This window comes from Streptomyces sp. WAC 01529 (assembly GCF_003945545.1).
Classification (GTDB): Bacteria; Actinomycetota; Actinomycetes; order Streptomycetales; family Streptomycetaceae; genus Streptomyces; species Streptomyces anatolicus.
Genome location: NZ_CP029617.1, coordinates 6546104 through 6564098, shown reverse-complemented (window position 1 = coordinate 6564098; position 17995 = coordinate 6546104). Strand labels below are relative to the sequence as shown.

15 protein-coding genes are annotated in these 17995 nt (G+C 70.8%); 8 read left to right on the top strand and 7 right to left on the bottom strand.

The features are described from left to right. Position 1 precedes the first annotated feature (1 nt). The 6 genes from DMA15_RS29250 (at position 2) to DMA15_RS29225 (ending at position 7621) form a co-directional block, all read left to right on the top strand. Positions 2 to 952 (top strand): ribokinase, encoded by a 951-nt coding sequence (locus DMA15_RS29250; protein ID WP_125515720.1) that lies wholly within the window; start codon positions 2 to 4, stop codon positions 950 to 952. Beyond that, a complete protein-coding gene (gene rbsD, locus DMA15_RS29245; protein ID WP_125515719.1) occupies positions 949 to 1338 on the top strand; it encodes a D-ribose pyranase in 390 nt (129 codons plus the stop codon). The genes DMA15_RS29250 and rbsD overlap by 4 nt, the downstream gene beginning before the upstream one ends. A 228-nt stretch (positions 1339 to 1566) precedes the next feature. Next, positions 1567 to 2868, top strand: coding sequence for a M28 family peptidase (locus tag DMA15_RS29240; protein WP_125515718.1), 1302 nt, complete (start codon positions 1567 to 1569; stop codon positions 2866 to 2868). Positions 2869 to 3050: 182 nt separating this feature from the next. After that, on the top strand, positions 3051 to 3923 hold the full coding sequence (locus tag DMA15_RS29235; protein WP_125515717.1) for a hypothetical protein: 873 nt from the start codon (positions 3051 to 3053) through the stop codon (positions 3921 to 3923). Positions 3924 to 3948: 25 nt separating this feature from the next. Continuing rightward, complete coding sequence (locus DMA15_RS29230) at positions 3949 to 5979, top strand: ATP-binding protein (protein ID WP_125515716.1); 2031 nt, start codon at positions 3949 to 3951, stop codon at positions 5977 to 5979. Continuing rightward, positions 5966 to 7621, top strand: a complete 1656-nt coding sequence (locus DMA15_RS29225) for a hypothetical protein (RefSeq protein ID WP_125515715.1) — start codon at positions 5966 to 5968, stop codon at positions 7619 to 7621. The genes DMA15_RS29230 and DMA15_RS29225 overlap by 14 nt, the downstream gene beginning before the upstream one ends. 35 nt (positions 7622 to 7656) lie before the next feature. Here DMA15_RS29225 and msrB read toward each other — a convergent pair whose 3' ends face one another. The 4 genes from msrB to DMA15_RS29205 form a co-directional block, all read right to left on the bottom strand. Next, a complete protein-coding gene (gene msrB / locus DMA15_RS29220; RefSeq protein WP_125515714.1) occupies positions 7657 to 8067 on the bottom strand; it encodes a peptide-methionine (R)-S-oxide reductase MsrB in 411 nt (136 codons plus the stop codon). Positions 8068 to 8081: 14 nt separating this feature from the next. Beyond that, a complete protein-coding gene (gene murC / locus DMA15_RS29215; RefSeq protein ID WP_125515713.1) occupies positions 8082 to 9485 on the bottom strand; it encodes a UDP-N-acetylmuramate--L-alanine ligase in 1404 nt (467 codons plus the stop codon). A gap of 284 nt (positions 9486 to 9769) precedes the next feature. Next, complete coding sequence (locus tag DMA15_RS29210; RefSeq protein WP_125518067.1) at positions 9770 to 10225, bottom strand: indole-3-glycerol phosphate synthase; 456 nt, start codon at positions 10223 to 10225, stop codon at positions 9770 to 9772. 150 nt (positions 10226 to 10375) lie between these two features. After that, positions 10376 to 11185: a pyrimidine reductase family protein gene (locus tag DMA15_RS29205; protein ID WP_125515712.1), complete on the bottom strand. Its 810-nt coding sequence runs from the start codon at positions 11183 to 11185 to the stop codon at positions 10376 to 10378. Between the two features lie 36 nt (positions 11186 to 11221). On the opposite strand from DMA15_RS29205, the gene zapE reads away from it, so the two are divergent. After that, positions 11222 to 12313 (top strand): cell division protein ZapE, encoded by a 1092-nt coding sequence (gene zapE / locus DMA15_RS29200; protein WP_125515711.1) that lies wholly within the window; start codon positions 11222 to 11224, stop codon positions 12311 to 12313. Positions 12314 to 12427: 114 nt separating this feature from the next. Next, complete coding sequence (locus DMA15_RS29195; protein ID WP_125515710.1) at positions 12428 to 13789, top strand: alkaline phosphatase PhoX; 1362 nt, start codon at positions 12428 to 12430, stop codon at positions 13787 to 13789. A 41-nt stretch (positions 13790 to 13830) separates the two neighbouring features. On the opposite strand, the gene DMA15_RS38055 is transcribed toward DMA15_RS29195, so the two are convergent. From DMA15_RS38055 to DMA15_RS29185, 3 genes are all read right to left on the bottom strand, one after another. Then, complete coding sequence (locus tag DMA15_RS38055) at positions 13831 to 13965, bottom strand: hypothetical protein (RefSeq protein WP_276314375.1); 135 nt, start codon at positions 13963 to 13965, stop codon at positions 13831 to 13833. Between the two features lie 75 nt (positions 13966 to 14040). Further along, the gene (locus tag DMA15_RS29190) at positions 14041 to 14259 is read right to left on the bottom strand and encodes a hypothetical protein (protein WP_125515709.1); all 219 of its coding nucleotides are present in this window, start codon (positions 14257 to 14259) and stop codon (positions 14041 to 14043) included. 65 nt (positions 14260 to 14324) lie between these two features. Next, positions 14325 to 17618: an RHS repeat-associated core domain-containing protein gene (locus DMA15_RS29185; RefSeq protein ID WP_125515708.1), complete on the bottom strand. Its 3294-nt coding sequence runs from the start codon at positions 17616 to 17618 to the stop codon at positions 14325 to 14327. Positions 17619 to 17995 lie beyond the last annotated feature (377 nt).

The following is a 17995-nucleotide window of genomic DNA, read 5'->3' as shown; positions in this document are numbered from 1 at the left end:
CATGAACGACAACAACGCCGGCAGCACGGGCGACACGGACCTCGAACTGCTGGTCGTGGGCTCCGCCAACGCCGATCTGGTGGTCGGTGTGGAGCGCCGCCCCGCGCCGGGCGAGACCGTCCTCGGCTCGGATCTCGCCGTCCATCCGGGCGGCAAGGGCGGCAACCAGGCGGTGGCCGCCGCCCGGCTCGGCGCCCGCACGGCGCTGCTCGCCCGGGTGGGCGACGACGCGCACGGCACGCTGCTGCTGGACGCGCAGCGGGCGGCCGGGGTGGAGACTGCCGGTGTCCTGGTGGGCGGCGCGCCCACCGGCGTCGCGCTGATCACGGTCGACCCGTCGGGCGACAACAGCATCGTGGTCTCGCCCGGCGCCAACGCCCGCCTGACTCCGGCGGACATCCGCGCGGCGGGCGGCCTCCTGACGGCGGCGCGGGTGGTCTCCAGCCAGCTGGAGATCCCTCTGGAGACGGTCGCCGAGGTCGTCCGCACGCTGCGGCCCGGCGCCCGCTTCGTCCTGAACCCCTCACCGCCCGCCCCGCTGCCCGCCGAAGTCCTGGCAGCGTGTGACCCGTTGGTGGTCAACGAGCACGAGGCGCGGGTGGTGCTCGGCGAGGACGCGGGCGACAGCCCGGAGGAGTGGGCGCGGGGGCTGCTCGCGCTCGGGCCCCGGTCGGTGGTGATCACGCTGGGTTCGGCGGGCGCGCTCACCGCGGACGGCTCCGACGTCGTGCGGGTCCCGAGCCCGAAGGTCGACGCGGTGGACACGACGGGCGCGGGCGACGCCTTCACCGCCGCGCTCGCCTGGCGGCTCGGTCTCGGCGAGGACCTCGCGACGGCGGCGGCTTACGCGGTGCGGGTGGGCGCGGCGGCGGTCACCCGCAAGGGTGCGCAGGACTCGTACCCGACGGCCGCGGAGCTGGCGGCCGCCGCGCCGGAAGCCTCGTCCTCGTGAAGAAGTCGGGCATCCTCAACCGCCATCTCGCGGGCGCGCTCGCCGAGTTGGGCCACGGCCACACGGTCCTGGTCTGCGACGCGGGCATGCCGGTTCCGGCGGGCCCGCGCGTGGTGGACCTGGCGTTCCGCGCCGGGGTGCCCGCCTTCGCGGAGGTCCTCGACGGGCTGCTCGCCGAGCTCGTGGTGGAGGGCGGGACGGCCGCGTACGAGATCCAGGAGGCGAACCCGCAGGCGGCCCGGCTGCTGCGGGAGAGCCTTCCGGCGCTGGATCTCGTCCCGCACGAAGAGCTGAAGCGCCTCTCGGCGGGGGCCCGGCTCGTGGTCCGCACCGGGGAGGCGCGGCCGTACGCGAACGTGCTGCTGCGGTGCGGGGTCTTCTTTTGACCGGCGGCGGGTCGGGGTTCTGACCGGCGGCAAGTTCGGTGCTCGTAGGCTTCTTGTCCGTAATGCGAACACAACTGACCGTATTCTGACCGGATTCCGCCCTTGACGGAGAGTCAAACCACCTTCAACATCAGGCAACGCACAGCTCCAAAGGCGCCCCGCGGCACCCGCGTCGCGGGGCGTTTCGCACGTTCCGTCCCCCTCGCTGTTCGGAATACGGAGCCCCACATGAACCTCTTCAGACGTGCGGCCGTCGGTGCCGCCACCCTGGCCATCGGCGGCCTGCTCGCCACCGCCGCCCCCTCGTCCGCCGCCCCGTCACCCACGCTCGCCGCGCCCGACATCCCGCTCGCCAACGTCAAGGCGCACCTGACCCAGTTCCAGTCCATAGCCTCGGCCAACGGCGGCAACCGCGCCCACGGTCGCCCCGGCTACAAGGCCTCCATCGACTATGTGAAGGGCAAGCTGGACGCGGCCGGATTCACCACCAGCGTCCAGCAGTTCACCTCCGGCGGCGCCACCGGCTACAACCTCGTCGCGGACTGGCCGGGCGGCGACCCGAACAAGGTCCTGATGGCGGGCGCGCACCTCGACAGCGTCTCCTCGGGGCCGGGCATCAACGACAACGGCTCGGGCTCGGCCGGCGTCCTGGAGACGGCCCTCGCGGTCTCCCGCGCGCAGCTCAAGCCCACCAAGCACCTGCGGTTCGCGTGGTGGGGCGCCGAGGAACTCGGCATGGTCGGCTCCCGCCACTACGTGAACAACCTCCCCACCACGGAGCGCGCGAAGGTCAGCGGCTATCTGAACTTCGACATGATCGGCTCGCCGAACGCCGGCTACTTCGTCTACGACGACGACCCGACCATCGAGAAGACCTTCAAGGACTACTACGCCGGTCTGAACGTCCCGACCGAGATCGAGACCGAGGGCGACGGCCGCTCCGACCACGCCCCGTTCAAGAACGTCGGCATCCCGGTCGGCGGCCTGTTCTCCGGCGCCGAGCGCGCCAAGACCAGCGCCCAGGCGCAGAAGTGGGGCGGCACGGCGGGCCAGGCCTTCGACCGCTGCTACCACTCGTCGTGCGACACGACGTCGAACATCAACGACACGGCGCTCGACCGCAACAGCGACGCCATCGCCCACGCGGTCTGGCAGCTCGGCACGGACACCCCGGTCCCGCCCGGTGACAGCTACGAGAACACCACGGACGTCACCATCCCGGACAACGGCGCCGCGGTGACCTCCACCGTCAACGTCACCGGCCGCACCGGCAACGCCCCCGCCGCGCTCAAGGTGGACGTCGACATCCGCCACACCTGGCGCGGTGACGTGGTCGTCGACCTCCTCGCCCCCGACGGGACCGCGTACCGCCTGAAGAACTCCAGCAGCAGCGACTCGGCGGACAACGTCATCGCGACGTACACGGTCGACGCGTCCAGCGAGACCGCGAACGGCGCCTGGAAACTCCGCGTCCAGGACGTGGCAGCCCAGGACACCGGCTACATCAACAGCTGGAAACTGACGTTCTAGTGGGCGTCCTGGTCGACGCTCCAGTTGACGTGCTGGTCGAGTTCTAGTCGTACCGCCGCCGTACCGCCCGTACACATCGGGCGGTACGGCGTCCGGCGGCCTGGTGGCTGAGCGGGATCGGATGTAATTTCGACTGTTCACACGCTTCACACACCGCTGTGCCAACGGGGGTTGGGTTCGCGATGACGCAAAGCACAGCCGCGCCCGGACGCTATGAGGTACGCCTGCTGCTATGGCTCCTGGAGCGGTGCGGCGGGCGCGTCCACGTGCCGGTGCCGACCGGCGATTTCGGGCGGCACCAGAACAAACCGGCGCTCGGCGTCACCGCGGTCGTCGAAGCCCTCCAGGAGCGGGGCCTGGTCCGGGCCCATGCCGACGGGGAGCGGCCGCCGCCCGACGCCGAACTCACCGACGCGGGCCTCGCACACGCCCTGCGCCTCGACGCGGAACTGCACGACGTGGGAGCGCTCCACCGCTACACCGAGGACGCCCTGCTCGACTGGGCGCGGGAGCAGGAGCGCGCCGGGCACCGGCCGCGCCTGAAGGAGTTCTTCGTCGCCGAGCAGGTCTTCTTCCACGGCAGCCCGCTCAGCCAGGGCGACGTCGAGGGCAGCGCGCGCTTCCTGAGCCAGGCGGGCCTGCTCGCGCTCAGCGGTGACACCGTCGCGGCCCAGGTGACGCTGACCCCCGCGGGGCGGCGGTGTGTGGCCGAGGGCGGCGGCGTATCGACGTATCTGGCGCGGGAACCGGCCCTCGCCGGCCTCCACATCGGTACCGTCGAAGGCAACGTCCACGTCACCTACGGCAGCGTCATGAACGTCGTCGAGTCGATCCGCGACCAGGCCCCCTCCCTCGACCTGGGCGCCGAGCGGCTCGCCCAGCTCATCAGGGACAGCGAGGAGCTGCGCCGCACGGGCGCCCTGCCCCAGCAGCGCGGCAGGCTGCGCGCCCTCGCCCAGCGGATCAGGGAACAGCTGGCGGCGGCGCCCGACTCGGCGGCGGCACAGGGGCTGTTGCAGACCATCGGGCCCATCCTGACGAGACTGCTCGGCTGATGAACGCGGAGCGGGGAGGACGAGCGTGAGCGAACTCTACGGCCGGGACATCCTCCTCGACGACCTGGTGCCACGCCTGGTGGGACTCGACGCCGAGGAGCCGAGGCTGCGGGGGCAGGCCCACCCCGACGACCCGCCCGCATTGCTCCTGACCGGGCCGCACGGCAGCGGCCGCACCGCCGTCCTCGACGCCCTGTTCACCGCGTACCGCACCCGGCTGCCGGTGGCCAAGGTGAACTGCGCGCGGGACGCCCACCCCGCCGGGGCGATGGTGGCCAACACCTCGTCCGGCGCCGACTTCCTGACCGATGTGGCCTGCGGGTTGTGCGCCCCGGTCACCGGGCGCAAGCGGGTGCGGCTGCCGCGGCTGTGGACCGGGCTCACGGCCGTCTCCGCCTGGACCCGCGGCGACCAGCGGGAGCAGTCGGTCGCCCGGGCCAGGATGCGGCGCCTGCTCACCGAGTGCGGCCTGGTCCCCGAGGACTCGCCGGACGCGGACAGCTGGACCCAGGACGTCAACAGGACGCTGCCGGTGGGCGACCAGGGAGACCTGTTACCGATCGCGGAGGCCTCCGTACAGCTGTTCACCGAGCGCTATCTGAACCGTAGACAGGCCCGTGACGTGCGGCCCTTCTACGCCGGCCGGCTCGGGCCCGGCCGCAGCGCACAGCCCCTCAACGAGCTGTGCCGCTCCTTCCACCTGGGGGACGACCTGCGGGAGGAGGCCGAGGCCTCGCTCGCGGCGGCGCTCCTGGAGGACCTGCGCGCCCACTACAGCGGCTGGGCGCACTTCAACCACGTACCGCGGCCGCTGCTGCTGCTCGACGACGTGCACACCGCACCGGGGTCCCGCCTCCTCGAACACCTCCTCACCCACCGGGCGAAGGGCGCGCGCGACCCGCTGATCCTGGTGGCCTCGGCGCGCGGCGGGGCCCGCCACCGTGCCGGGCCCGACGCGGCGGTACGCACCCTGGCGCAGGTCGCGGGCGGGGCGAGCGGCTGGCAGCGCCCGGAGACCCGCACCTGGTCGGCCGGGCTCATCGCCCTGGACCTGCCGCCGCTCGCACGCAACGACATCGTGGCGATGCTGATGACCGTCGACCCGCCGCCGCGGCCCGATCTGCCGCGCGCGGTGCGCCGGTTCACCCAGGGCTCGCCCCTGGGGTGCGGACTGCTCAGGGACGCCCTCGCGGCCGACCCGCACGCCGCTTACGCCGCCGGGTACGACGTGGGGGCGCTGCGGCTCGCCGGGCGGGCGGTGACCTGGCAGATCGCCACCCGGCTCGTGCCCGACCCGCAGCTGCTCAGCAATCTCATCCTGTTCTCCGTGGCCCAGGACGACGCGGCGGCGCACGCCCTGGCCGACACCTATCTGGCCGCCGACCCCCAGCTCGCGGCCGTCGCGACCGCCCGCAGCCATCTCCACGCCGAGCACGGCACGAGGGCGGCGCGGCCGTTCGTCGCCGACCCGTTCCTGCGGGCCGTGCTCGTCCACGAGCTGCGCCGCCGCAGGCCGGAGTCGACGCGGCCGCCGCAGACCTGGTCCGACATCCACGAGCGGCTGCGGACCCACCACGAGACCGCGGGGCAGCCCATCGAGGCCCTGCACCACGCCCTCGCCGACGGCGACGCCGGACACGTGGCGCGCCGCCTGGCCGAGCTGTTCGCCACGCCGACCTCTGCCCAGAAGTGGCTGCGCCACCTGTGGCAGGTGGCGTCGGCCCCGCATCCGCCGCGCCCCGGCTGGGCCGACGAGTGCCGGGCCTACGCCACGGGAACGCCCGGCACGGAGCCCGCCGGGGACTTCGTGCAGCGCTCCGTGTACCGCCTTCTCCACGCGGTGTGGCTGGCCGCCGACCCGCTGACCGCGCCGGACGAGCCGCTGTGCGGGCGGATCAAGTGGGAGCTGGAATTCCTCTCGGCGCGGCACTCCACGGGCGCGGGCATCCTCTTCGACGCCGCCCAGGAGTGGCACGACGCACTGCGCGAGCTGCGCACCCCGCCCTCCGCCCTGCCTGCCCAGGCCCCTGAAGGGAGCCACGGTGAAAGCCACTGACATCTTCGTCCGCCCGGCGTTAGGCCTGGGCCGGTTCGTGTTCGTGCGCCCGTTCACCCGGCTGCGGGGCCGCCCGCCGGGGCCCGCGGAGAAGGGGGTGGCGGGTCTTGTGGCCCTCGCCCTCCTGATCGCCGCGACGGTCACCGGGATCTCGTGGCTCACCAGGGACGACTGCTCGCAGGGGCTGCGGGAGCAGGAGGGCGAGTGCGTCGGCCTCCTGGACGCCACGGCGTCCTCGCCCTCCTTCAAGCCGGGCGAGGACGGTCCCGACGAGCGCTTCTCCCGCCTGGTCGCGCGCGTCGCCGAGGAGAACCGGCGGGTGCGCGACGCCTGGGAGCACCCCGAGGAGGACGCCCACAGAAAGCCGTACGTGAAGGTCGCCCTGCTGCTTCCGTTCAACGCCTCCGAGTCCGGGGCGATGACCGCCGAACTCATCGAACACGCCCTGGCCGGCGCCTACGCGGCGCAGCTCAAGGCGAACAGCGCGCAGACCGGCATCAACTTCCAGATGCTGCTGGGCAACATCGGCACGGACCTCTCCCTGTGGCGCCCGGCCGTGGAGAGGGCGGCGGAGCTGGCGGGGACCAAGCAGTCCGAGGAAGGTGACGCCCCGCTCGTCGGCGCGATGGGTCTGCTCAACAGCGAGCAGGACTCGCAGGACGCGGCAAGTGCCCTGTCCGCCGCGGACATCCCGGCGGTGAGCGGTCTCCTCAGCTCCCCCGAGATCGAGGCCGACACGTTCTTCAAGGTGGCCCCCAACAACCGCAACGCCGTGACCGCCCTCGCGCGCCACCTCAAGAAGGAGCCGGGTAAGAAGCGGGGCTATCTCGTCTGGGACTCACGCGCGCACGACAACTACGTCAGCAACACCAAGGCGGAGCTGGAGAAGCGCTTCGGCAAGGCCTACCAACTGGACATCCGGCAGAGTTCGTACGTCGGCACCATGGGCCCCTATCAAGGCGCGCCGCACGCCGTGGCCGCGGCGGCCGAGGGCATCTGCAAGACGAAGTCGGACACGGTGTTCCTGGCGGGCAGGGACTGGGATCTTCCGTATCTGGTGGACGAGATCGCCAAGGAGCCCGAGTGCCAGGGCCGCAAGGCGAAGGAGCCCATCCGGATCCTGCGGGTCTCCACGGGGCTCACGTCACGGCTCACCACCGACAAGTCCCGCGAGCAGATGGAGCAGGCCGGGGTCGTCACCCTCAACGCGGCGGCCACGGACGGCCCTTCGTGGCGCGCCGGTCAGGACGCGCCCGCCCAGTTCGCGCCGTTCGCCGCCGCCATGGCCAAGGACACGGGCCTCAAGGACGCCGCCCTGGACGACGGTTACGCGATCATGCACTACGACGCCTTCCAGGTGCTCGCCCAGGCCGTCTTCGAGGCTAAGAAGAGCCTCGGGAAGCTGCAGCTGCCCTCCACGCACGACGTCACCAACACCATCAGGAACATGCAGATGCTGCCCGACGACACCTGCAAGGGCTGCGTCAGGGGCGCGACCGGCGACTTCGGCTACACCGCCGGGAACGGCAACTGGCCTGTCTGCAAGCGCGTCCCTGTCGTGCGGTTCCCGCGGCCGAAGGAGTACAGCCCGCCGCAGGCGTTCCGCACGCACCAGGGCAAGAGCGGGACCTGCCCGGGATGAGCCCCGGCCCGGCCCCGCTTCCGGCCCCGTGCCGGTCACTCGCCGCCGGCGGGCTCAAGGCGCAGCGAGATCGAGTTGATGCAGTACCGCTGGTCGGTCGGCGTGGGGTAGCCCTCGCCCTCGAAGACGTGCCCGAGGTGTGATCCGCAGCGCGCGCACCGCACCTCGGTACGGACCATGCCGTGCGAGGTGTCCTGGACGAGTTCGACGGCGTCCGTGTCCTTCGGGTCGAAGAAGCTCGGCCAGCCGCAGTGCGACTCGAACTTCTCCTCCGACGTGAACAGCTCCGCGCCGCACGCGCGGCAGGAGTAGACGCCCTTCGTCCTCGTATCGGTGTACTCACCCACGAAGGCCGGTTCCGTGCCGGCCTGGCGCAGCACCGCGTACTCGGCGGGGGTCAGCTCGGCGCGCCACTGCTCGTCCGGCTTCTCGACGTCGTACGACATGGGTGGAGTCCCCTTCACTTCGACAGTTCGGCCAGGATCCGCGGGCCGAGGTCCGTGACATCGCCCGCTCCCATGGTGAGAACAAGATCGCCGGGCTTGGCCATTCCCGCGAGGGCCGCGACCGCCGCGTCCTTGTCCGGGGCGGCCGCCACCTCGGCGCCCGCGGCGCGGGCCGCGTCGATGATCAGGGCGCTGGTGACGCCGGGGATCGGGTCCTCGCGGGCCGGGTAGATGTCCAGGACCACGGAGGAGTCGGCGAGGGCGAGGGCCTGGCCCATCTCGGTGCCCAGCTCCTGGGTGCGCGAGAAGAGGTGGGGCTGGAAGAGGACGAGGATGCGGGAGTCGCCGGCCGAGGAGCGCATGGCCTCCAGGTCGGCCGTCATCTCGGTGGGGTGGTGGGCGTAGGAGTCGATGACCTGGACGCCCGCGGCCTCGCCCTTGAGCTGGAGGCGGCGCTTGACGCCGGTGTAGGAGCCGAGCGCGGAGGCGAGGTTGTGCGCGGGGATGCCGAGGGCGATGCCCGCGGCGAGGGCGGCGACCGCGTTGTTCGCGTAGTGGCGGCCGGGGACCGAGACCTGGAAGGTGAGGAACTTGCCGTTCAGGACGACGGTGACCTCGCTGGTCAGACCGCGCGCGGTGATCTTGTGGATGCGCAGGTCGGCGCCGTCGGACTCGCCGTACGTGACGACCTTCAGCTCTCCGAGGTCCCGCAGGCGCTTGGTCAGCTCGACCGCGCCGTGCTGGTCGGCGGAGATCACCAGGGTGCCACCGGGGACGATCTTGCCCGCGAAGATCTCGAAGGATTCGTAGATCTCGTCCATCGACGCGTAGTTGGCGTGGTGGTCGAGCTCCACGTTGAGGACGATGGCGACCTCGGGCGCGTACTTGTGGAAGCTGCGGTCGCTCTCGTCGGCCTCGGCGACGAAGATGTCGCCCTCGCCGTGCAGCGCGTTCGAGCCGGGCACGTCCAGGTCGCCGCCGATCGCGTACGACGGGTCGAGGCCGAGGGTGGCGAGCGTGACGGCGAGCATCGACGTCGTCGTGGTCTTGCCGTGCGTACCCGCGACGGCGATCGGGCGCCGGCCCTCCATCAGGGAGGCCAGGGCGTCCGAGCGGTGCACGACGGGGATGCCGAGCTCGGCGGCGCGGGCCAGCTCGGGGTTGTCGGCGCGGATCGCGGAGGAGACGACGACGCAGGTCGCGTCGGGGGCGAGGTGCGCGGCGTCGTGCCCGATGTGGACGGTGGCGCCGAGCGCGCGCAGCGCCTCGGCCGTGGCGGACTCCCGGGCATCGCTGCCCGCGACCTTGGCACCGCGCTGGGCCAGGATCTTGGCGATGCCCGACATTCCGGCCCCGCCGATGCCGATGAAGTGCGGTCGGTCCATGTCGGCCATGGACTGGGGCAGGCCGGATGCCATGCGTGTGTCTCCCCTGGTGGTGCGACGAAGTCGCGTTCGTACGGTGTGAACGGCCCCAGCCTAAGCGCCCCGCGGGAAAGCGCCCGCAGGGATGCGCCCCAAAGGGGCGCGAGGAACGGCGCGACAAGCCACAACGAACCCGCAGAAAAGCACCCGCAGGAAAGCGCCCCGAAGGGGCGCGGGGAACTGCGCGCCCAGCCACATCAAACCCGCACGACAGAGACCCGCCCCCCAGCGGCAGCGACCCCGCACAATAAGAAACCGCCCACCCACAGCGGGCAGCGTCACGCCTCGCTGTGCGAGAAGAGCTTGAGAACCGGCACCCCCACCTTGTGCCGCGCCCGCGAGGCCCAGTCCCGGTGGAAGAACTCCTCCACGTAGTGGGGATCGGTCAGCACGATCACCTCATCGGCCCCCACCTCGTCCACGAGAACCTTCAGCGCGTCCAGCGGATGGTCCTCGATCAGCCGCCCCTCCGCCGCACAGCCCGCCACCCGCAGCGCCGTCAGCGAGACGCGCAGCGCCTGCTCACCGGGGCCCGCCGCATCCGCACCCTCGGGGGTCTCGCCCTCGCGCGCCGCCTCGTCCAGCTCGCCCAGGGCGACGTCGTCGATGGCTCGCAGCAGCCGGTCCGCCTGATCGCCCCGGGGCTGGAGCAGCACGTGGAAGGTGACCGGCTCGTCCCCGTGCAAGGTGGTGACGAACTCCACGTCGGCGGACGTCAGGGCCTTCTCGATCATCAATACGCTTGTGAACACGACAGGCGCCCTTCTCCTCCGTGGGCCGTCCTGAGGCCCTTGCGGAAACCATCCTGCCCCGTGGCCGCACGGGGTCTGCGAGATCTAGTGTGCCCAGCCGAAGCCAAACGGAACGGCTGATTCCGCCGATTGTCAGCTACGACGGTATCGGGTGAAGAGGAACCCGGCCTCCTCCAACACGGACGTCAGTACGAATTGGTCGGGCGTCGCGAGCGCGTGCCCGCCCGCGATCCGCTGCGCGTCCCCCGCGGTGAGCATCGGCGAGACCGTCAGGCACAGCTCGTCCAGCGCCTTCGCGGCCACGAACTGCCCCAGCAGGCGGGGCCCGCCCTCGGTGAGCAGCCGGGTGAGCCCCCGCTCGGCCAGGGCGGGCGCCACGCGCGCGGGGTCCACCGTCGCGCCCTCGCCGGCGATCACCACGACGGCGCCCGCCTGCTCGGCGGCGGCGATCTTGTCGGCGGACGCGGCGGCCCCGGTCACCACCAGCGTGGGCGTCAGCGGCTCGGTGAACAGCGGAAGCGAGAAGTCCAGGTCGAGGCTCGCGCTGACGATCGCGATGGCGGGCGCCGGGGTCTGCCCGGCGGCGGCCCTGCGCTCGGCGAAGGCGGCACGCGCGCGTGCCGGACGGTACCCCTCGAGACGGACCGTCTCGGCCCCGACGATCACGGCGTCGGCGAGCCCGCGCAGGGTGCCGAAGATCCGCATGTCGGTGTCGTTGGAGATCGGCTGCGAACGGCCGTCGTGCTGGGCGGCGCCGTCGAGCGTGGACACCATGTTGGCGCGCAGCCACGTCGCCCGCCCGGCGACGACTCCCGAGGGGTAGGCGTACGCGTCGGCCAGCTCGTCCAGCCCCCACTCCCGTGGTTCCGCGGCCTTCCGGGCCTCCACCTCCGCGGTGCTCGTGTCTGCTGTCTGGTCGGTCACAGGGAACAGGCGTCGCATATCCGCAGTCTTGCACGCCCCTTAAGCTGGGGAACCGTGTCGTCCTCCACCGCAGCCCACGGGCCCGATCCCCTGGCCGAAGTCGTTCCGCTGTCCCTGTGCGCCCGCGAGCCCCACGTCCCCGCCGACCGTCTGGTCGCCGAGATGGTGCCGCCGCCGCGCTTCGACTCGGTCCGCTTCGCCACGTACATCCCGGACCCGAACCAGCCGAGCCAGACCGAGGCGGTCCGGGTCCTGAGCGGGTTCGCGGAGGGGCTGGGCGGGGCGCACGCGTCCGGGGCGGGCAAGAAGCGCTGGTTCCAGAAGAAGGCGGCTGCCCCCACGGGCCCCCGCGGTGTCTATCTCGACGGTGGCTACGGCGTCGGCAAGACCCACCTCCTCGCCTCGCTCTGGCACGCGACGCCCGCGGCGCCCGAGCAGAAGGCGTTCGGCACTTTCGTCGAGCTGACGAACCTGGTCGGCGCGCTCGGCTTTCAGCAGACGGTGCGTACGCTCAGCGATCACCGCCTGCTCTGCATCGACGAATTCGAACTCGACGACCCGGGCGACACCGTGCTGGTCTCCTCGCTCCTCTCCAAGCTGGTCGAACAGGGCGTGGCACTGGCGGCGACCTCGAACACGCTGCCGGGCAAGCTCGGCGAGGGCCGCTTCGCCGCCACCGACTTCATGCGCGAGATCCAGGGCCTTTCCGCGCACTTCAAGGCGCTGCGCATCGACGGCGACGACTACCGCCACCGCGGTCTGCCGGAGGCTCCGGCGCCGTACTCGGAGGAGCAGGTCACCAAGGCGGCGTACGCGACCGAGGGCGCCTCGCTCGACGACTTCCCGCACCTGCTCGCGCACCTGGCCAAGGTCCACCCCAGCCGGTACGGCGCGCTGACCGACCGGATCGCGGCCGTCTGCCTCACCGACGTGACACCGGTGCCGGACCAGTCGACCGCGCTGCGCCTCGTGGTGCTCGCCGACCGGCTGTACGACCGGGAGGTGCCGGTGCTCGCCTCCGGGGTGCCCTTCGACCGGCTGTTCAGCGAGGAGATGCTGAACGGCGGGTACCGGAAGAAGTACTTCCGAGCCATATCGCGGCTGACGGCACTCGCCCGGGACGCCAAGGGACTCGTGGCGGAGTAGCAGGCCCACGCCCAAGTAGAACAAGCGATCGCTACGCGCGTGGTTCCCGTGCACCTAGGCACGTGGTACACACATCCGGTCACATTCCTGTCCGCCAGCAGGAGGTTGCCCATCATGTCTGCCACTCGACGTCAGGTTCTCGCCCGCACCGGTGCCGTGGGCGCGGGAATCGCCTTCACCGGCGCGATCTCGGAGCTGTTCGCGGGTACCGCCGCCGCCCACGGGAAGGCCGGATACGGCCCCCTCGTCCCCGACCCCAAGGGCCTGCTCGATCTGCCGAAAGGTTTCCGCTACCAGGTCCTCTCCCGCGAGGGGGAGAACCTCCGGTCGGGTGAGGGCAGGGTGCCCAGCAACCACGACGGCATGGCCGCCTTCGGCGGCAAGCACGGCGGTGTCCACCTCGTGCGCAACCACGAGAACCGCGTCACCGCCAAGATCGGCGTGCCGACCGTCAAGGGACTCACCTACGACCCGGCCGCCAAGGGCGGCTGTACGGCGCTCGCGCTCGACCGGAGGAACAACGTCCTCGGCGAGCGCGTGGCGATCGCCGGTACCGCCGTGAATTGCGCGGGCGGGCCCACCCCGTGGAACACCTGGCTCACCTGCGAGGAGACCGAGGACAAGGCCGGCACGAACGGCTACACCAAGGACCACGGCTTCATCTTCGAGGTCGACCCGGTCGACCCGCACCGCACCGGCGCCGAACCGCTCACCGCGATGGGCCGCTTCCAGCACGAGGCGGTCGCCGTCGACCCCAGACGCGGCGTCGTCTACGAGACCGAGGACGCCTTCCAGAAGCCCTTCGGTCTCTTCTACCGCTTCCTGCCCAAGAGGCCCGAGGGCGGCCGTGGTTCGCTGCGCGCGGGCGGCAGGCTCCAGGCGATGCGCGTGCCGGGCGTACCGGACCTGTCGTCGATCCAGGAGACGGGCGCGAGCTTCGACGGCGTCGAGTGGGTCGACGTACCCGACCCGCTGGCCGCCCGGACACCCATCCGCCACCAGGACTTCGGCCCGAAGGGCGTCACGCACGCGCAGAAGCTGGAGGGCTGCTACTGGGGCGGCTCGTCCGTCTACTTCGTCTCGTCCTTCGCACGCAAGGCGGAGGGCTCGGCGGGCGACCACTACGGTCAGATCTGGCGGTACGACCCGTCGAGGCGCCGCCTCACCCTCGTCATCGTCTTCGGCCCCAGCACGGACATCCAGCTCCCCGGCGAGTCCCCCGACAACATCTGCCTCGCGCCGACCGGCGGCCTGATGGTCTGCGAGGACGGCGGCGGCGTCCAGCACGTCTACGGCGTGACCCGGCGCGGCGACGTCTACGCGATGGCCCGCAACCGGCAGAACATCGGCACCCCCGACAAGCCCGAGTGGGGCGAGTTCGCGGGCGCCGCCTTCTCCCCCGACCACGACACGATGTACGTCAACTGCTACGCGCCCGGCACGACGTTCGCCGTGACCGGGCCCTGGCACAGGTAGCGCGCCACGGAGGAGGCGGCGGTTTCGTGGGTCCCGTTCCCTCAGCGCCGGTTCTTGTTCCGCATCAGCAGAGCGACAAGGATTATCGCGAAGACGACGAACACGATGACGAACATCGTCGCCCCTCCCTTCGACGACCACATCTTGGCCAGTTCGACCGACGACTCCGACATCATGTCTTCTCCTTCTTCCGCGGGACCCGGCCGGAGGTCACTCCGGCCGGGTCCCGGTGTTCGGTCGGTGCTGCGGCCCTATGAGCCGAGCAGTCCTGCGGCGTACACGACGCCGAAGAGCGCCAGGAGCCCTCCGAGCACGGTGAACACGCCCCGGTTCCAACGGCGCGTGCCCGGCCCGCCGGACGTGCCGAAGACCTCCTTGGAACTCGCGGCGCTTCCCTTGCTCAGCCGGTCCGCGAACATCGCGAAGCACAGGCCGAAAGCGGCCACGGCCACTCCCACCACTACCCTCACTTCGCCTCCTGCCGGGTCCGGTCGCTCGCTGGTAGGTGTCGCATCAGCATCGGGGGTGTGCGTCGTCAGAAGGTGTACTCGGCGGTGCCCGAGCACTTTCCGGTGCTTCCGCCGGTCTCCACCCCGGCGTCCACGCTCTTGCCGTCCGTCGACGCGGTGACGCTGCCGGGACCGACGCCGCACGAGACGCCGACCGAGCCGCCGCTCTCCATGTCCCCGGTGTCGGCGGACAGGCCGCCGCTCACCCCCGGGGTTCCGAATCCCAGGCTGAGCGTGGGCTTGGCCTCCTTGCCGTCCGTCTTGCCGCCCACGCCGATGCAGACGCCGAAGCAGACCTCCCCCGAGATGGAGCCCGTGATCAGCCCGCTCGGGTCGATGCGGTTGACGGGGTCACCCTCGGCGTAGAGGTAGGGGTTCTGCTCCTGGCCGGAGGGGTCGGGGCTGTTGAAGCGGCCGATGTTGGGGTCGTAGTAGCGCGCCTGGAAGTGGTACAGGCCGGTGGGGTCCTGATAGCCGCCCGCGAAGCGGTAGGGCTGCGTCACCTTCTCGCCGCCCGCGTCCCGGGCGACGCCTCGGGGGCTGTACGAGTAGCCGTTGACCTTCGTACCGGACTCGTCCGCGACCGCGACGACGGAGCCGATCGCGTCGGTGAGGTAGAAGTACGTCTTCCCGTCCCGGGTCATGGAGTTGAGTGTGCCCCCGGGCTCACGGTTGAAGCCGGTGTCCGTACCGCCCGTGGAAGTGGCGGAGAGGCCGAGGGGCCCGTTGTGGAAGAAGGTGTCGCCGAGCTTGACGCGCTCGCTCTGGTCGGTGGAGCCGTACTGGCCCGCGTACGTCTTGCCGCCCACGGTCAGTGAGGTGAGCTGGCTGTGGTCCGACCACTTCCCACCGGTCCGGGTGCCCTCCGGGGTGGAGGCGCCGGCGGTCTCGTTGCCTTCGAGGTCATAGGACCAGTTGGCGGTGGAGCCGTTCTTACCGGTGATCTGCTGGGCGTCGTTGACCGTGTAGGTCGTGCCGCGCGGGCAGCCCTTCTCGGTGCCCTGGCTGGTGAGGTTGCCCGCCAGGTCGTAGCAGTACTGCCAGGAGGAGTTGAGGGTGGTGCCCTTGTTCTCCTCCGCGTAGGAGAAGCGTCCGGCGCCGTCGTAGAGGTAGCTGGTCTTCGTGCCCGCCACCGCGTCCGTCTTGGTGCGGATCTTGTCGCCGTCGGTCTTGGCGTCGGTGCCGTAGCCGTAGGTGTAGGCCAGGTCGACCAGGGTGCCCTTGGCGGACTTCGCCGTGATCTTCTCCGGGCGGCCGGACTTGTCGACGCCCACGGTCTGCACCGTTCCGCCGGGGTAGGCGGTCTCGGTGCGCACGTCGTTGCGGTTGTACTTGTAGGAGGTGACCTTGCCCGAGGGGTCGGTCAGCTTCTCCAGCTTGTTGACCTCGTTCCAGGTGTAGTCGACCTTTCCGGCCGGGTCCTGGTAGAAGTCGACGTTGCCCGCCGGGGTGTAGGCGAGCAGGGTCTGCGAGCCGTCCTGGAGGGTGCGGATGGTCTCGCGCTGGAGCGGGTCGAACTGGTACTTGATGGTGCCGGTGGAGTCGTCGCGCTGGCGCAGGTTGCCGTCGCCGTCGTACCAGTAGCGGACCGTGTCGTTCGTGGTGGAGACGGTCTTGATGCGGTCGAGGTGGTCGTAGGTGAAGACCTTCTTGACGCCCCGGCCGTCGGTGAGGGTCTCGGTGCGGCCCAGGCTGTCATAGGTGAAGGTGGTCTCCCCCAGCGGCTTGGGCGGCACCACCTTGGTGAGGTTGCCCTTGGCGTCATAGGTGAACGACGTCTTCACGGTCTTCGTCGACGACATCTTCGTCTCGGCCGTGCACCGCTGGCCCTCGAAGCCACCACACGTGGGAGTGGCGGGGTTGTAGGTGTACGAGACGCTGCCGCCACCCGTGCCGGTCTGCGCGACCGACTTGGTGTTGCCCGCGGTGTCGTAGGTGAAGGAGGTCTTCTCGCCGTCGGCGTTGGTGGCCTCCTTGGGCACATCGCCGCCCGCGATCGTCTGCCAACTGGCCACTCCCCGCCCGCCGGTCGGGGACTTGACCTCTTCGAGGTTGTTGCGGGTGTTGAACGAGTAGTCGGTGACGTTGCCGCCGATGGTGCCGGTGCCCATCGCGTCGGTGGCCGTGTCGATGTTGTGGTTCGCGTCGAACTTGGTGGAGCGGTTGCGGGTGAGCGCGTCGGTGACGTCGGTGACCTGGCCGTCACCGTCGTGCTTGTACTTCGTCGCGTGCTTCTCCGGATCGGTGACCGTGGTCGTGCCGGCCGCCGTGGGCGAGGTCGCGTCGTAGGCGTACGTCCAGGTGGGGCCGGTGTGGCCGGAGCCGTTGAACTCGGTGGCGCGCAGCATGGAGGTGACGCGGTTGGCGTCGTCGTAGGTGAAGACGGTGACCCGGCCTTCAGCGGTGGTGATCTTGGTGAGGCGGTTGGAGGTGTCGTAGCCGAAGGTGGTGGTCTTGCCCTCGGCGTCGGTGGTCTTGTGCAGGTTGCCGTCGGGGTCGAGGTCGAAGACGGCGGTGCGGCCGGAGTTGTCCTTGGCCTGCCACTGCGAGGCGTTGGTCTTGAGCAGGTCGATCCAGCGGCCGGAGCGGGTCTCGGTCAGCTTGAAGCCCTTGTGCTCCTCGCCCTCGTCGTGCTGGGTGACGGTGAGGGTGCCCTTGTTCTTGTCGGTGACCTTGGTCAGGGTGCCGTGCTCGTTGTAGGTGTCCTTCGAGCCGGACTTCCAGCTGGTGAGGGTGTAGGTGCCGTCGGTGTTCTTCTTCAGCTCCTTCGAGTAGCCCTTGGGCGAGGTGAAGGAGCCGTCCGCGGCCTTGGTGAAGCGCAGGGTGTCGCCGGAGGCGTCGTACAGGACCACCTCGTCGGTGAGCACCTGGAGGTAGCGCTCGTACTGCTGCCACCAGCGCTGGGAGACCTTGCCCCACGGGGCGTCGAGGGAGTTGTAGGTGCGTGCCAGCGTCAGGTTCTGGCCGACGCCCGCGACGGAGAAGTCCGTCGCCGTGAGCATCAGGTTGCCGGTGGAGTAGTTGATCCGGGCCGTCAGCGCGTCCGTGATGGCGAAGTCACTGATCTTGTGCCACGGCACATCGCCCTGGCCCTCGGGCACATGGGCGGGTATCTCCTGGAGGGAGCGTGCCGCGTCGCCCTCGGTGCGCTTCTTCTGCTGCGCGCGCCAGGCGGCCACCTTGCGCGAGGGTGCGCGTTCGGCTTCCGGCGCGACAGGCTTGTTCGAACCGACCTTCACATCGGGCATCGAGAACGACGGAGCGTCCTTGCCCCACGCCGAGCCTGGCTCATCGGCCGCGGCGGCACCCGTCGCCGACATCAGGGACAGGGTCAGAGCGCCGGTGGCCGAAGCGGCGGCGATGGCAAGGGTGGTTCTCTTACGGGCACGCGAAACACGCGCACCGACGGTGCGTTGCGTCAAGACTTCCCCCCACAGGAAGACACATCTCGCAGACCCCAGTGGTCACGAGGCGCACACAAACTTCCACACGCCCCCCATGGAAAACGCTCCGCTGCCCCCTAACTTTTGCGTCACACGGTCCGGAACCGGCCCTTCTGGGAGGGGGTGTGAAGCCGGGCAAAGGCAGCACATCAGCGCGCGTCGCACGTCGTTGCCGCCCTCTGCCCGTCCCCGCACGTTCGAAAACTGTCCGAATAGTTTCGGCTACCAGGGGCCGGGGGCCCGGGGGCCCCGGG

Coding starts and splice junctions, on each gene's coding strand:
- DMA15_RS29250 (WP_125515720.1), top strand. CDS start 2: ATGAACGACAACAACGCCGGCAGCACGGGCGACACGGACCTCGAACTG.
- DMA15_RS29240 (WP_125515718.1), top strand. CDS start 1,567: ATGAACCTCTTCAGACGTGCGGCCGTCGGTGCCGCCACCCTGGCCATC.
- DMA15_RS29235 (WP_125515717.1), top strand. CDS start 3,051: ATGACGCAAAGCACAGCCGCGCCCGGACGCTATGAGGTACGCCTGCTG.
- msrB (WP_125515714.1), bottom strand. CDS start 8,067: ATGTCGTACGACGTCGAGAAGCCGGACGAGCAGTGGCGCGCCGAGCTG.
- murC (WP_125515713.1), bottom strand. CDS start 9,485: ATGGCATCCGGCCTGCCCCAGTCCATGGCCGACATGGACCGACCGCAC.
- DMA15_RS29210 (WP_125518067.1), bottom strand. CDS start 10,225: ATGATCGAGAAGGCCCTGACGTCCGCCGACGTGGAGTTCGTCACCACC.
- DMA15_RS29205 (WP_125515712.1), bottom strand. CDS start 11,185: ATGCGACGCCTGTTCCCTGTGACCGACCAGACAGCAGACACGAGCACC.
- DMA15_RS29195 (WP_125515710.1), top strand. CDS start 12,428: ATGTCTGCCACTCGACGTCAGGTTCTCGCCCGCACCGGTGCCGTGGGC.
- DMA15_RS38055 (WP_276314375.1), bottom strand. CDS start 13,965: ATGATGTCGGAGTCGTCGGTCGAACTGGCCAAGATGTGGTCGTCGAAG.
- DMA15_RS29185 (WP_125515708.1), bottom strand. CDS start 17,618: ATGTCGGCGACGGGTGCCGCCGCGGCCGATGAGCCAGGCTCGGCGTGG.